This is a genomic window from Streptosporangium sp. NPDC050148 (genome assembly GCF_055586505.1).
Genome location: NZ_JBVJIA010000026.1, coordinates 26,359 through 42,559, shown reverse-complemented (window position 1 = coordinate 42,559; position 16,201 = coordinate 26,359). Strand labels below are relative to the sequence as shown.

The 16,201-nt window shown below is 72.2% G+C and carries 4 protein-coding genes; all 4 read left to right on the top strand.

What is annotated here, in order from left to right; translation table 11 throughout:
* The first annotated feature begins 164 nt into the window (after positions 1–164).
* Entirely contained in the window at positions 165–599 is a 435-nt protein-coding gene (locus ACZ6RT_RS26740; protein WP_470156874.1) for a hypothetical protein, read from the top strand.
* Between the two features lie 427 nt (positions 600–1,026).
* A complete protein-coding gene (locus ACZ6RT_RS26735) occupies positions 1,027–14,235 on the top strand; it encodes a beta strand repeat-containing protein (RefSeq protein ID WP_470156872.1) in 13,209 nt (4,402 codons plus the stop codon).
* 9 nt (positions 14,236–14,244) lie between these two features.
* Positions 14,245–15,489 carry a sensor histidine kinase gene (locus tag ACZ6RT_RS26730; protein WP_470156871.1) on the top strand — a complete coding sequence of 415 codons (1,245 nt, stop codon included), beginning with the start codon at positions 14,245–14,247 and terminating at the stop codon, positions 15,487–15,489.
* Positions 15,486–16,181, top strand: coding sequence for a response regulator (locus ACZ6RT_RS26725; protein ID WP_470156869.1), 696 nt, complete (start codon positions 15,486–15,488; stop codon positions 16,179–16,181). The genes ACZ6RT_RS26730 and ACZ6RT_RS26725 overlap by 4 nt, the downstream gene beginning before the upstream one ends.
* The last annotated feature ends 20 nt before the right edge of the window (positions 16,182–16,201 follow it).

Here is a 16,201-nt window from a genome sequence, read left to right as displayed (position 1 = left end):
GTCATCGAATGCGTCGCACCAGGTGATACCGCGATTCCGGAGCGACCGACGGACGTTTCCGGCCCGACGCCCTGGTGCCGCGCCCGCCGACGAACCGAACGACAACGAACCAATCGATATGGCGGGAGCCGGTCGTGAACATGAAATGCACGTCATCTTCGACGGTGAAAGTCTCCGCGCTGATAATGGCCTCCATGCTGGCCGCCGGATGTTTCGCGGACGAGGAGGCCATGCGCGAGGTCGCGGCGGTCTCCGAGGAGAAGCCGGCCGCGGTGCCCACCCCCGAGGAGATCGTCGCGAATCCGCTGCCGACCCAGCTGGCCAACGAGCCCCGCGTCCGGCAGAACGTCGTGCAGACCAAGTGCGCGGCCGTACCGGGCGGCTGGGGTGCCGAGGGAACGGCGAGGAACCCCGGCAGGAAGGCCGTCACCTACAAGATCGTTGTGTACTTCACCACCACCAAGGCGACGACGCTGGACTACGCCCAGGCCCTCGTGACGGTTCCCCCGGGCAAGACGGTCCCCTGGAGCGCGAAGAAGGAGTTCCAGGCGAAGAAGGAGATGCTCTGCCCGATGCCGGGGATCAGCCTCGTGTCCTGACGGCCCGACCCGTCCTGACCCGTCCTGACGCGCCCTGACGACGTGACGCGTCCCGGCGGCCGCCGTGTTCCGGAGGCCACCGGGCCGGATCCCGAGCGTCACGACCGCACATGTCCTTGATTGCGGTCATTCTCACACCGGAAAAGAACGGACGAACCGTCATCGGCGGCCGTTCCCGGGAAAACGCTTCATGTAATGCGATCACACCCTGGGCGGCCATATGAACGGCCGGGTCGCGATTGAGCGACCCGGCCGAGGTTTCGACCGTTGACGACACGGCCATCCCCCCAGGGTCGCGGTCAGGACGACGTGGCAGCAGAACGTTCGGCCCCCCGCCTGATGATTCGGCGTTATTTGTCGGAATTCCTGCGGGAGGTCGGTCGTGCTGTTCCGGATGCGTACGCGCAGAGGATTCCGTGAAAGCGCTTTGTCTGGACTCATGGTGTGCGCGGTCGGCCTGGAGCCGACGGCGCATGCCCTCGCCACCACCGGCGACCCGAAGGACGTCCCCGCGTTCGAGATCACCTGCGGCCCGGGCAGGACCGGACCGTCACTGCGCCTGACCCGGCAGGCATACCGCGACGGCGGCCGGACGATCATCACCGTGCGCGTGGCCAACACCGGCGACACCGATGCCAAGGCGGCACGCTTCGCCGAGGACCTCTCCGCGGTCCCCGGCGCCACCACCGTCGGCGAGACGCTGACGACCGCCGGCACACTGTCCCACGACGAACCTCTGCTCAGATGGACGGGCGACGTGCCCGCCGGGGACGACGTCTCGATCCGCTACGCCGTGCGCACCTCCGGCACGAAGCTGTACATCCCAACGGTCGACACCCACGCCGGGACCACCTGCCGAAACGCCTCCCCTCACCCCGCCACCACCGACGCCCCGGCCGACGAGACCGAGACCAGGGCCGAGACCGGAAGCGGGGCCGAGGTCGATGTCGAGGGCGAGCCGCAGCCCGAGACCGGGACCGAAACCGGACCCGAGACCGAGACCGGAGGCAGGACCGGGACCGGACCCGAGACCGGTAGCGGGGCCGGAACCAAGGCCGAGGTCGAGGCCGGGAGCGGGACCGGGCCGGGCCGCCCGAGCGAGAAAGCCCGCGCGCAGGCCGGCGAGCGGGCGGACGCGGCCGCGGGCACGCGAACGATCCGCCAGGCGTACGTCCGGTCCACCAGGTCCGCCGTGGTGGTGGGCGGGGGCGACCCCGAGCCGGGGTCGGTGCTGGAGTACACCGTCACCGCGACCAACACCGGGGACGACACCGCCATCGGCGTGGTGCTCACCGACCCGATCCCCGCCGACACCGTCTACGTCCCGGGGAGCATCTCCGTGGCGACCGGCCCCAACCTCGGGCCCAAGACCGACCGCACCGGCGACGACCAGGGAGACTTCGCCGGCAATCGGGTCCGGGTGCGGCTGGGCACCGGGGCGAACGCCGTCAGCGGCGGCAGCCTGGCCCCCGGCCGGTCCACGTCCGTGAGATTCCGCGTCACCCTCGGGGCCGACTCCCCGGGCACGGCGATCGACAACAGCGCGAGCGTCGAGTTCTCCGGCTCCGGCGCACCCTCCCGGGTGAGCGTGCCCGTTGAGGACGTCCCGGCGGCCGCCGTGGAGCCGATCTCGTCGGTGGCGATGCTGAAGACGGTCTCACCGGGCACGGTGACGGCCGCGGGGCAGACCGTCACCTACTCCTATTTCATTACCAACACCGGCAGGACGCCTCTCTCCGACGTGAGGATCATCGAGACCGCCTTCTCCGGTACGGGGCCGCATTCCGCGGTCGTCTGTCCCACGGGAATGCTGGTGGCGCAGGAATCGGCGACCTGTACGAGCACCTACGTCACCACGCAGGCCGACATCGACGCCGGGGCCATCGCCGACACCGCGATCGCCTCGGGCACGCCGCCCACCGGACCGGACGTCACCTCCGCCCCCTCCACCGCCACGGTGAGCGTCGCCTCCGCGCCCAGCCTGGCACTGCTGAAGACGGCCTCGCCGACCACGGTGGTGGCGGCGGGACAGACGGTGACGTACTCCCACCTGATCGTCAACACCGGCAACACCACGCTGACCGGGGTGACGGTGACGGGTACGTTCTTCTCGGGTTCGGGAACACCACCGGTGACCACCTGCCCCACGGCGACGCTGGCACCGCAGGGCTCGACGACCTGCACGGGCACCTACGTGTTGACCCAGGCCGACATCGACGCCGGGACCGTCGTCAACACCGCCGTCGCCTCGGGCACACCTCCCACCGGTGCCGCCATCACCTCCGATCCCTCGACCGCGACGGTGACCGCCACGCCGGCTCCCGGCCTGGCGCTGCTGAAGACCGCCTCACCGATCACCGTGACCACGGCCGGGCGGACCGTGACCTACTCGTACGCGATCGTCAACACCGGCAACACCACGCTGACCGGCGTCAGGGTCGCCACCGTCGCCTTCACCGGCACCGGAACCCCCACCCCGATCACCTGCCCGGCCACCACCCTGGCGCCGCAGGCCACCACCGTCTGCACCAGCACCTACGTGCTCACCCAGGCCGACATCGACGCCGGGACGATCACCAACACCGCCGTCGCCACCGGCACACCCCCCACCGGACCCGCCGTCACCTCCGCCCCCTCCACCGCCACGGTCACCGCCACCCCGGCTCCCGGCCTGGCACTGCTGAAGACCGCCTCACCGATCACCGTGACCGCCGCCGGGCGGACCGTGACCTACTCGTACGCGATCGTCAACACCGGCAACCTCACCCTGACCGGCGTCAGGGTCACCACCGTCGCCTTCACCGGCACCGGGACCCCCACCCCGATCACCTGCCCGGCCACCACCCTCGCCCCGCAAACCTCCACCACCTGCACCAGCACCTACGTGCTCACCCAGGCCGACATCGACGCCGGGACGATCACCAACACCGCCGTCGCCACCGGCACACCCCCCACCGGACCCGCCGTCACCTCCGCCCCCTCGACCGCCACGGTGGGCGTCGTCTCCAGCCCCGGTCTCGCCCTGCTGAAGACGGCCTCACCGGCCACGGTGACGGCCGCCGGGCCGACCGTGACCTACTCCTACCTGGCCGTCAACACCGGCAACCTCACCCTGACCGGCGTCAGGGTCACCACCGTCGCCTTCTCCGGCACCGGAACCCCCACCCCGATCACCTGCCCGGCCACCACGCTCGCCCCGCAGGCCTCCACCGTCTGCACGAGCACCTACGTCGTCACCCAGGCCGACATCGACGCCGGGACGATCACCAACACCGCCGTCGCCACCGGCACACCCCCCACCGGGCCCGCCGTGACCTCCACCCCGTCGACCGCGACGGTCACCGCCACACCGGCTTCCGGCCTGGCACTGCTGAAGACCGCCTCACCGATCACCGTGACCGCCGCCGGGCGGACCGTGACCTACTCGTACGCGATCGTCAACACCGGCAACCTCACCCTGACCGGCGTCAGGGTCACCACCGTCGCCTTCACCGGCACCGGGACCCCCACCCCGATCACCTGCCCGGCCACCACCCTCGCCCCGCAAACCTCCACCACCTGCACCAGCACCTACGTCGTCACCCAGGCCGACATCGACGCCGGATCCATCGTCAACACCGCCGTCGCCACCGCCACATCACCCTCCGGTTCGGCGGTGACCTCCGCCCCCTCCACCGCCACGGTCAGCGCCTTTTCCGCTCCGAGCCTCGCCGTGCTGAAGACGGCCTTCCCGGTGACCGTGACGCAGGTGGGCCAGACGATCGCCTACTCCTACGCGGTCGTCAACACCGGCAACACCACGCTGACCGGCGTGGGCGTGACCACCACCGCCTTCACCGGCACCGGCACCCCCACCGCGATCACCTGCCCGGCCACCACCCTCGCCCCGCAGGCCACCACCGTCTGCACCAGCACCTACGTCACCACCCAGGCCGACATCGACGCCGGAGCCGTCGTCAACACCGCCGTCGCCACCGGCACACCCCCCACCGGGCCCGCCGTCACCTCCACCCCGTCGATCGCCACGGTCACCGCCACACCGGCTCCCGGCCTGGCACTGCTGAAGACCGCCTCACCGACCACGGTGGCCACGGCAGGGCGGGTCGTGACCTACTCCTACCTGGTCCTCAACACCGGCAACACCACCCTGACCGGCGTGGACGTGACCACCACCGCCTTCACCGGCACCGGAACCCCCACCCCGATCACCTGCCCGGCCACCACCCTCGCCCCGCAGGCCACCACCACCTGCACCGCCACCTACGTCACCACCCAGGCCGACATCGACGCCGGAGCCGTCGTCAACACCGCCGTCGCCACCGGCACACCCCCCACCGGACCCGGCGTCAGTTCCCCCGCCTCCACCGCGACGGTCATCACCCTCGCCGCCCCCGGCCTGGCGGTGTTGAAAACGGCCTTCCCGGTGGCCGCCACGCAGGAGGGCCAGACGATCACCTACTCCTACGCGGTCGTCAACACCGGCAACACCACGCTGAGCGGAGTTTTCGTCACCGACGTCTCCACCGCCTCCGGCACCCCCGGCCCGATCACCTGCCCGGTCACCACGCTCGCCCCGCGAGCCTCCACCGTCTGCACGAGCACCTACGTCGTCACCCAGGCGGACGTCGACGCGGGATCCATCGTCAACACCGCCGTCGCCACCGGCACACCCCCCACCGGACCGGCCGTCGCCTCCGACCCGTCGACGGCGACGGTCATCCTGGCCGCGACCCCCGCGCTGGCGCTGCTCAAGACGGCGTCGCCGACCACGGTGGCCGCAGCCGGCAAGGTCGTGACCTACTCCTACCTGGTCGCCAACACCGGCAACATGACGCTGACCGGCGTAGGCGTGACCACCACCGCCTTCACCGGGACGGGAACCCCCACCCCGATCACCTGCCCCGTCACGGTCCTCGCCCCCCAGGACTCGACGACCTGCACGAACACGTACGTCACCACCCAGGCCGACGTCAACGCCGGAGGCATCGCCAACACCGCCGTCGCCTCGGGCACACCCCCCGCGGGACCGGCCGTCACCTCGGCCGCCTCCACCGCCACGGTCACCGCCACCTCCGCCCCGACCCTGGCGCTGCTGAAGGCCGCCTCACCGAGCACGGTGAGCACGGCCGGGCAGACCGTGACCTACTCCTACCTGATCACCAACACCGGCAACATGACGCTGACCGGCGTGGACGTGACCACCACCGCCTTCACCGGGACGGGAACCCCCACCCCGACCACCTGCCCCGTCACCACGCTCACCCCCGGGGAGAGCACCGTCTGCACGAGCACCTACGTCGTCACCCAGGCCGACATCAACGCCGGAGGCATCGTCAACACCGCCGTCGCCACCGGTACGCCCCCCGTCGGGCCGGCCGTGGCCTCGTCCCCGTCGACCGCGACGGTCACCGCCCCATCGGCCCCCGCCCTGGCGCTGCTGAAGACCGCCTCACCGACTACGGTGGCCGCAGCCGGGTGGGTGGTGACCTACTCCTACCTGGTCGCCAACACCGGCAACATGACGCTGACCGGCGTAGGCGTGACCACCACCGCCTTCACCGGGACGGGAACCCCCACCCCGATCACCTGCCCCGTCACGGTCCTCGCCCCCCAGGACTCGACGACCTGCACGAACACGTACGTCACCACCCAGGCCGACGTCAACGCCGGAGGCATCGCCAACACCGCCGTCGCCACCGGCACGCCCCCTGTCGGGCCGGCCGTGACCTCGTCCCCGTCGACCGCGACGGTCACCGCCCCATCGGCCCCCGCCCTGGCGCTGCTGAAAACGGCCTCGCCGAGCACGGTGACCGCGGCCGGGCAGACCGTGACCTACTCCTACCTGATCACCAACACCGGCAACATGACGCTGACCGGGGTGGACGTCACCACCACCGCCTTCACCGGAACCGGCACCCCCACCCCGACCACCTGCCCCGTCACGGTCCTCACCCCGCAGACCTCCACCGTCTGCACCGGCACCTACATCGTCACCCAGGCCGACATCAACGCCGGAGGCATCACCAACACCGCCGTCGCCACCGGTACGCCGCCCACCGGACCGGCCGTCACCTCCGACCCGTCCACCGCCACGGTCACCGCCACCGTCGCCCCCACCCTGGCCCTGCTCAAGACCGCCTCACCGACCACGGTGACCACGGCGGGCCGGGTCGTGACCTACTCGTATCTCGTGGCCAACACCGGCAACACCACCCTGACCGGCGTGGACGTCACCACCACCGCCTTCACCGGAACCGGCACCCCCACCCCGACCACCTGCCCGGCCACCACGCTCACCCCCGGGGAGAACACCGTCTGCACGAGCACCTACGTCGTCACCCAGGCCGACATCAACGCCGGATCCATCACCAACACCGCCGTCGCCGGCGCCACACCACCCACCGGGCCCGCCGTCAGCTCTCCGTCGTCGACCGCCACGGTCACCGCCCCGTCCGCCCCCACCCTGGCACTGCTCAAGACCGCCTCGCCGACCACCGTGGCCGCCGCCGGGCAGACCGTGACCTACTCCTATCTCGTGGCCAACACCGGCAACACCACCCTGACCGGCGTGGACGTCACCACCACCGCCTTCACCGGAACCGGCACCCCCACCCCGACCACCTGCCCGGCCACCACGCTCACCCCCGGGGAGAACACCGTCTGCACGAGCACCTACGTCGTCACCCAGGCCGACATCAACGCCGGAGGCATCACCAACACCGCCGTCGCCACCGGTACGCCGCCCACCGGACCGGCCGTCACCTCCGACCCGTCCACCGCCACGGTCACCGCCACCGCCGCCCCGGCCATCGCCCTGCTGAAGACGGCCTTCCCCGCGGCCGCGGCCGAAGTGGATCAGACGATCACCTATTCGTACACGGTCGCCAACACCGGCAACACCACCCTGACCGGCCTCGACGTGAACGACACCGCCTTCTCGGGCACCGGTACCGCTCCCGTGATCGTCTGCCCGGTGACCACCCTGGCGCCACAGGACCTGACCACCTGCACCGGTACGTACCTCACCACCCAGGCGGACGTCGACGCCGGGGCCATCGTCAACACCGCCGTCGCCTCGGGCACGCCGCCCACCGGACCGGCCGTCACCTCCGCCCCGTCCACCGCCACGGTCACCGGAGAGCCGGCCCCCGGCCTCGCGCTGCTGAAAACGGCCTCGCCGAGCACGGTGACCGCGGCCGGGCAGACCGTGACCTACTCCTATCTGGTGGCCAACACCGGCGACAGCACCCTGACCGGGGTGACCGTGACGACCACCGCCTTCACCGGCACCGGCACCCCCACCGCGATCACCTGCCCGGTCACCGTCCTCGTCCCCGGGGGGAACACCACCTGCACCGGCACCTACGCCGTCACCCAGGCCGACATCGACGCGGGGAGCATCGTCAACACCGCGACCGTCTCGGGCACGCCGCCCATCGGGCCGGCCGTGACCTCCGGCCCGTCGACCGCGACGGTCACCGCTCCTGCCGCGCCTGCCCTGGCGCTGCTCAAGACCGCCTCGCCGAACACGGTGACCGCGGCCGGGCAGAGCGTGACCTACGAACATCTGGTCACCAACACCGGCAACACCACCCTGACCGGCGTGGGCGTCACCGACGCCGCTTTCTCGGGCACCGGCACGCCCACCGCGATCACCTGCCCGGTCGCCACCCTGGCACCCCAGGACACCACCGTCTGCACCGGCACGTACCTCACCACCCAGGCCGACATCGACAACGGCGCGATCACCAACACCGCCGTCGCCACCGGCACACCGCCCACCGGACCGGCCGTCGCCTCCGCGCCGTCGGCCACCACGGTCACCGCCGTCACGGCCCCGACCCTGGCGCTGCTCAAGACCGCCTCGCCGACCACGGTGGCCGCCGCCGGGCAGAGCGTGACCTACTCCTACCTGGTGGCCAACACCGGCAACACCACCCTGACCGGGGTGGACGTCACCACCACCGCCTTCACCGGGACGGGAACCCCCACCCCGATCACCTGCCCGGTCACCGTCCTCACCCCCGGGGAGAGCACCGTCTGCACCGCCACCTACACCGTCACCCAGGCCGACATCGACGCCGGCGCGATCACCAACACCGCCGTCGCCACCGGCACACCGCCCACCGGACCGGCCGTCACCTCCGACCCGTCCACCGCCACGGTCACCACCCCGTCCGCCCCCACCCTGACCCTGCTGAAGACGGCCTTCCCCACGACCGCGACCGAGGAAGGCCAGACGATCACCTATTCGTACACGGTCGCCAACACCGGCAACACCACCCTGACCGGCCTCGACGTCACCACCACCTCCTTCTCCGGGACCGGCACCCCCACCGCGATCACCTGCCCGGTCACCACGCTCCCCCCCGGGGACAGCACGACCTGCACCAACGTCTACGTGGCCACGCAGGCGGACATCGACGCCGGGGCCATCGTCAACACCGCCGTCGCCACCGGCACGCCGCCCACCGGACCGGCCGTCACCTCCGACCCGTCCACCGCCACGGTCACCGCCCCGTCCGCCCCCACCCTGGCGTTGCTGAAGACCGCCTCGCCGAACACGGTGACCGCCGCCGGGCAGAGCGTGACCTACTCCTACCTGATCACCAACACCGGCAACACCACCCTGACCGGACTCGGCGCCACCGACACCGCCTTCACCGGAACCGGCACCGCCCCCGCGATCACCTGCCCCGTCACCACGCTCGCCCCGCAGACCTCGGCGACCTGCACCGGCACGTACATCGTCACCCAGGCCGACGTCAACGCCGGGACCATCGTCAACACCGCCGTCGCCACCGGCACGCCACCTGCCGGACCGGCCGTCACCTCCGACCCGTCCACCGCCACGGTCACCGCCCCATCCGCTCCCACCCTGGCGTTGCTGAAGACCGCCTCCCCGGACACGGCGACGGCCGCCGGGCAGAGCGTGACCTACTCCTACCTGATCACCAACACCGGAAACATGACGCTGACCGGCGTGGACGTCACCACCACCGCCTTCACCGGAACCGGCACCGCCCCCGCGATCACCTGCCCGGCCACCACGCTCGCCCCCCAGGACACCACCGTCTGCACCGGCACCTACGTCGTCCCGCAGGCCGACATCGACGCCGGGGCCATCGTCAACACCGCCGTCGCCACGGCCACACCGCCCACCGGACCGGCCGTGACCTCGTCCCCGTCGACCGCGACGGTCACCACCGCCGCCGCCCCCGCCCTGGCGCTGCTCAAGACCGCCTCGCCGACCACGGTGGCCGCCGCCGGGCAGAGCGTGACCTACTCCTACCTGGTGGCCAACACCGGCAACACCACCCTGACCGGGGTGGACGTCACCACCACCGCCTTCACCGGGACGGGAACCCCCACCCCGATCACCTGCCCGGTCACCGTCCTCACCCCCGGGGAGAGCACCGTCTGCACCGCCACCTACACCGTCACCCAGGCCGACATCGACGCCGGCGCGATCACCAACACCGCCGTCGCCACCGGCACACCGCCCACCGGACCGGCCGTCACCTCCGACCCGTCCACCGCCACGGTCACCGCCCCGTCCGCCCCCACCCTGGCCCTGCTGAAGACCGCCTCGCCGAACACGGTGACCGCCGCCGGGCAGAGCGTGACCTACTCCTACCTGATCACCAACACCGGCAACACCACCCTGACCGGACTCGGCGCCACCGACACCGCCTTCACCGGAACCGGCACCGCCCCCGCGATCACCTGCCCCGTCACCACGCTCGCCCCGCAGACCTCGGCGACCTGCACCGGCACGTACATCGTCACCCAGGCCGACATCAACGCCGGAAGCGTCGTCAACACCGCCGTCGCCACGGGCACGCCACCTGCCGGACCGGCCGTCACCTCTCCGCCGTCGACCAACACGATCACCGCCACCGCCGCCCCGACCCTGGCGCTGCTCAAGACCGCCTCGCCGACCACCGTGGCCGCCGCCGGGCAGAGCGTGACCTACTCCTACCTGATCACCAACACCGGCAACACCACCCTGACCGGACTCGACGTCAGCACCACCGCCTTCACCGGAACCGGCACGCCCCCGCAGGTCACCTGCCCGGCCACCACGCTCACCCCCCAGGACACCACCGTCTGCACCGGCACCTACGTCGTCACCCAGGCCGACGTCGACGCCGGGTCCGTCGTCAACACCGCCGTCGCCACCGGCACACCCCCCACCGGACCGGCCGTGACCTCGCCCCCCTCCACCGCCACGGTCACCGTTACCGCCGCCCCGGCCCTGATCCTCCTGAAAACGGCCTTCCCCACGGCCGCGACCGAGGCGGGCCAGACGATCACCTACTCGTACGCGATCGCCAACACCGGTAACACCACCCTCACCGGCGTGGGGGTGACGACCACCACCTTCTCCGGCACCGGGACCCCCACCGCGATCACCTGCCCCGTCACCGCCCTCGTCCCGCAGGACTCGACGACCTGCACGAGCACCTATGTCACCACCCAGGCCGACATCGACGCCGGAAGCGTCGTCAACACCGCCGTCGCCACCGGCACACCACCCACCGGGCCCGCCGTAACCTCGGAACCCTCCACCGCCACGGTGACCGCCACCCCGGCTCCCGGCCTGGCACTGCTCAAGACCGCCTCACCGACCGCCGTGACCACGGCCGGGCAGAGGGTGACCTACTCCTATCTGGTGGCCAACACCGGCAACACCGTCCTGACGGACATGAGCATGGCCACCACCGCCTTCTCCGGCACCGGGACCCCCACCGCGATCACCTGCCCCGGCACGGCCCTCGCGCCCGGGGAGAGCATGTCCTGCGCCAACACCTACGTTGTCACCCAGGCCGACATCGACGGCGGAGCCGTCGTCAGTACCGCCACCGTCACCGGCACACCGCCCGGAGGCCCCGCCATGCCCCCCGTCCCCTCCACCGGCACCGTCGCCGTCGAGGCGGCTCCCGCCCTGGCCCTGCTGAAGACGGCCTCCCCCACCTCCGCGACCGAGGCGGGCCAGACGATCACCTACTCGTACGTGATCGTCAACACCGGCAACGCCACCCTGACCGGAGTGACCGTGACCGGCACGTTCTTCTCGGGGTCGGGCACACCCCCGCGGGTCACCTGTCCGGTCACCGCGCTCGCTCCCCAGGACACGACGACCTGCGCGAGCACCTACACGACCACCCAGGCCGACATCGACGCCGGAGTCATCACCAACACCGCGACCGCCTCGGGCACGGCGCCCACCGGTCTCGTCGTGACCTCCGCCCCCTCCACCGCGACGGTCGGCAAGGAGCCGACCCCCGGCCTGGCGCTGCTGAAGACGGCGTCGCCGACCACGGTGACGGCCGCGGGACAGCGGATCACCTACTCCCACACGATCGTCAACACCGGGGACACCGACCTGACCGGTGTGGGCGTCGCCGACACCGCCTTCTCCGGCACCGGCACGCCCCCGCAGGTCACCTGCCCCGCCACCACCCTCGCCCCCCAGGCCACGACGGTCTGCACCGGCACGTACATCGCCACGCAGGCCGACATCGACGCCGGTGGCATGGTGAACACCGCCACCGCCTCGGGCACGTCGTCCACCGGTCTCGTCGTGACCTCCGCCCCCTCCACCGCGACGGTCGTCGAGGTATCCGCCCCCGGCCTGGCGCTGCTGAAGACGGCGTCGCCGACCACGGTGACGGCCGCGGGGCGGACGGTGCTCTACTCCTACGACGTCGTCAACACCGGCAACTCCACGCTGACCGGCATCAGCGTGACCGACACCTCCTCGGGGTCCGGCCCGCCGACGCAGGTCACCTGCCCGGTGACGATGCTCGCGCCGCAGGACACCACGACCTGCACCGGCACCTACGTCATCACCCAGGCCGACATCAACACCGGGTCCATCGTCAACACCGCGACCGCCTCGGGCACGCCCCCGTCCGGCCCCGCGGTCACCTCCGCCCCCTCCACGGTGGCGATCATCGCCGAACCGGCCCCCGAGCTGGCGCTGCTCAAGACCGCCGACCCGACGGCGCTGCTCGGGCCGAACCAGACGATCACCTACTCGTACAGGATCATCAACACCGGCAACGCCACGCTCAGCGGCGTGAACGTGACCGACATCCTCTTCTCGGGCTCGGGCACGCCCTCGCGGATCACCTGCCCGTCGGCCACCCTGGCGCCACAGAACTCGATGACCTGCACGAGCACCTACGTCACCACCCAGGCCGACGTCGACGCCGGGTCGATCGTCAACAGCGCCGTCGCCTCGGGCACGCCGCCCATGGGACCGGTGGTGACCTCCGTCCCCTCCACCGCGACGGTCAGCAAGGAGCCGATTCCCAGCCTGGCGCTGCTGACGACGGCGTCACCGAGCACGCTGACGGCCGCGGAACGAACCCTCACCTACTCCTACCTGATCGTCAACACCGGCAACACGACGCTGAACGGGGTGAGCATGACGACCACCTCGTTCTCCGGTACGGGAACGCCCGGCGCGATCACCTGCCCGACGTGGACCCTGGCGCCGCAGGAGGCCACGACCTGCACCAGCACCTACGTCACCACCCAGGCCGACATCGACGCCGGGACCATCCTCAACACGGCCCAGGCGTCCGGGGTGTCGGGCACCGCTCCCGCGGCGGCCGTCACCCCGCCCCTGGCGGCCGTGGTGGTCGCCTCGGCCCCGTCCACGGTGGCGGTGGCCATCGCACCGGCTCCCAGCCTGGCGCTGCTGAAGACGGCGTCACCGAGCACGCTGACGGGTGTGGGACGAACCCTGACCTACTCCTACCTGATCGTCAACACCGGCAACACGACGCTGAACGGGGTGAGCGTGACGACCACCGTCTTCACCGGATCCGGAACGCCCTCGGCGATCACCTGCCCGGTGACGACACTCGTGCCGCAGGACACCACGACCTGCACGAGCACCTATGTCACCACCCAGGCCGACGTCGACGTCGGCGCGATCGTGAACACCGCGACGGCCTCGGGCACCTCCCGGCTGGGCATCGTGGCGACCTCGGACGTCTCGACCGCGACCGTCAGCACCGTGGCGACCCCCGCCCTGACGCTGCTGAAGAGCGCCGAGCCGAGCACCGTCGGGCAAGGGCAGACGATCACCTATTTCTACCTGGTCGTCAACACCGGCAACACGACGCTGAGCGACGTGCGGGTGAGCGACATCTCCTCGGCATCGGGGGCACCACCACAGGTCACCTGCCCGCGGACGAGCCTGGCGCCGCAGGAGTCCACGACCTGCACGAGTACCCACGTCGCCACCCGCGCCGACATCGCCTCCGGGGCGATCGTGAACATCGCGACCGCCTCGGGCAGCCTCTTCCCCGGCGCGGTCACCGGCTCCAACCCCTCGGCCGCGACCGTCACGACGACCGGTTCACGGGCCGGCGGCGACGGCGACGCCACCGGCCGCAAGGCCGAGATCCGCTCCGGCTCGTCGACGTGCACCACGGTCGAGTTCCTCGGGCAGCGGCGGGTCTGCTGCGAACGGAGGAACCCCTCGCGGTGGCACCGGGCCCACGACCGCGGGTGCGGCACCGGCCTGCTCCAGATGTCCCGGCGGTCCCCGCTCCCCGGCGACCGGGCCCGTCCCGACCGCCGGACCCGTTCCGACGAGCGCCGTGCCACGACATAGGGTGCGGTGATGCGGACCCGCCCTCTCGCCGACCGAGTCGTGACCGGCTTCGACGACGGGACGCGGCCGTTCCCGGACGCCCTGGTCGCGGCCGGCGTCGTCGGGGTGTTCTGGGTGCCGCCCGCGCTCGGGGCCGCGGACCCGCCGCGCCTGGTGGCCGGGCTGGTGCTGGCCTCGGTCGCGGGCGCGGCGATGATCTTCCGGCGGCGCCTGCCGGTCCCGGCGACGGCCGCGGCCGGGATCGCCACCGTCGCGGGAGCGGCCCTGGGAGTGTGCCAGGACCCCATGCTCGCCACGGCGTGGTGCCTGTACTCCCTCGCGATCGCCCGCGCCTCCCGCACCCGCGCGTTCGTCCTCGTCCTGGCCGGAGCCGTCGCGGCGCTGACGGCGGTGACGGGTGTCCCCGAGGAGGGGGTGAGCGGCGCCGGGCAGCGGCTGCTCCTCTCCGTGGCCGCGCTGAGCGTCGCCTGGCTGCTCGGTGCCACCGTCGCCGGGCGGATCGCGGCGGCCCGGGAGGCGGAGCGGGCTCGCGTGCAGCTGGAGGTGGCGCGCGAGGTGCACGACGTGGTCGGCCACGCGCTCGGGGTGATCGGCGCGGAGGCGGGCGTGACCCGGGCCCTGCCGGACGCGGGCGAGCAGGAGCTGCGCGACTCGCTGGCCGGCATCGAGGCGCACGCCAGGAGCGCGCTCGAGGAGGTACAGGCTCTCGTACGGATGCTGCGTTCGGCTCCCGTTCCCCCGGTCGGGCGCGAGGACGCGGGCGGTCGTGACGCGGTCCCGGTCCCGGACGCGGAATCGCGGGAGGCGGGTGCGACCTCGTGGGAGGCGCACCCGGGAGCACGGGGGGCGGCCACGGGAGCGCGGGAGACGGTCGCCGGGATCGCGCAGCTGCCCTCGGTGGTCGCCGCGACGCGCGGCGCCGGGGTGGGCGTCGACGCGCGGATCGACGTGAACGGGCACGTCGACCCCGCCGTCGGCGCGGTGGTCCTCCGGATCGTCCAGGAGGGGCTGAGCAACGTGGTCCGGCACGCGGGCGGCGCGGGATGCGCGGTGGACGTCCGCCGGGACGGTGACGTGATCGTCGCGAGCGTCCGCGACCACGGCCCGGGGGCCCGGCAGGACGGGGGCTCCGGGTCCGGGCTGCCGGGGATGCGGGAGCGGGCCCGTCTGGTAAACGGCACCGTGACCTGGCGCAACCACCCGGACGGCGGGTTCGAGGTCGTCGCCCGCCTGCCCGCCGGGAGTGCCCCGTGACCGGGCCGGCGGGCGGGCCCGGGACGCAGGGCGAGGTGATCGGCGTCCTGCTCGCCGACGACGACGAGCGCTTCCGCGGCGTGTACCGCAAGCTGTTCGACCGGACCGAGGGGTTCCGGGTCGCCGGCGAGGCGGCCGACGGGGCCGAGGCGGCCAGGCTCGCCGGGGCGCTGAGACCGGCGGTGGCGCTGCTCGACGTGCAGATGCCGGGCACCGACGGGCTGGAGGCGGCGCGTCGCATCCTGCGGGACACGAGCACCCGGGTGATCATGCTGACGACCTTCGATCTCGACGAGTACGTGTACGAGGCGCTGACGCTCGGGGCGTCGGGGTTCCTGCTGAAGAACGCCTCCCCTCCGGAGGTGCTCCAGGCGGTCCGTACCGTACGGGCGGGCAACGCCGTCCTCGCCCCGGAGGTCACCGCGAGGCTCCTGCGGCGGTTCGCGCCGCACCGGCCCGAGCGCGGGCACGCGTTCGCCGGCCAGGTGCTCTCCGAGCGGGAGGTGCAGGTCGTCCGGTTCGTCGCGCGCGGGTACACGAACCAGCAGATCGCCGACGAGCTGTTCCTGAGCGTGGAGACGGTCCGCACGTACCTGCGGCGCATGTTCGCCAAGCTCGGCGTGAACGACCGCACGCACCTGGCCGTGCTCGCCTACGAGGCGGGGCTGCTGCACGAGCCGCGGAGCGGGTGACCGCACACCGCCGGGAGCGG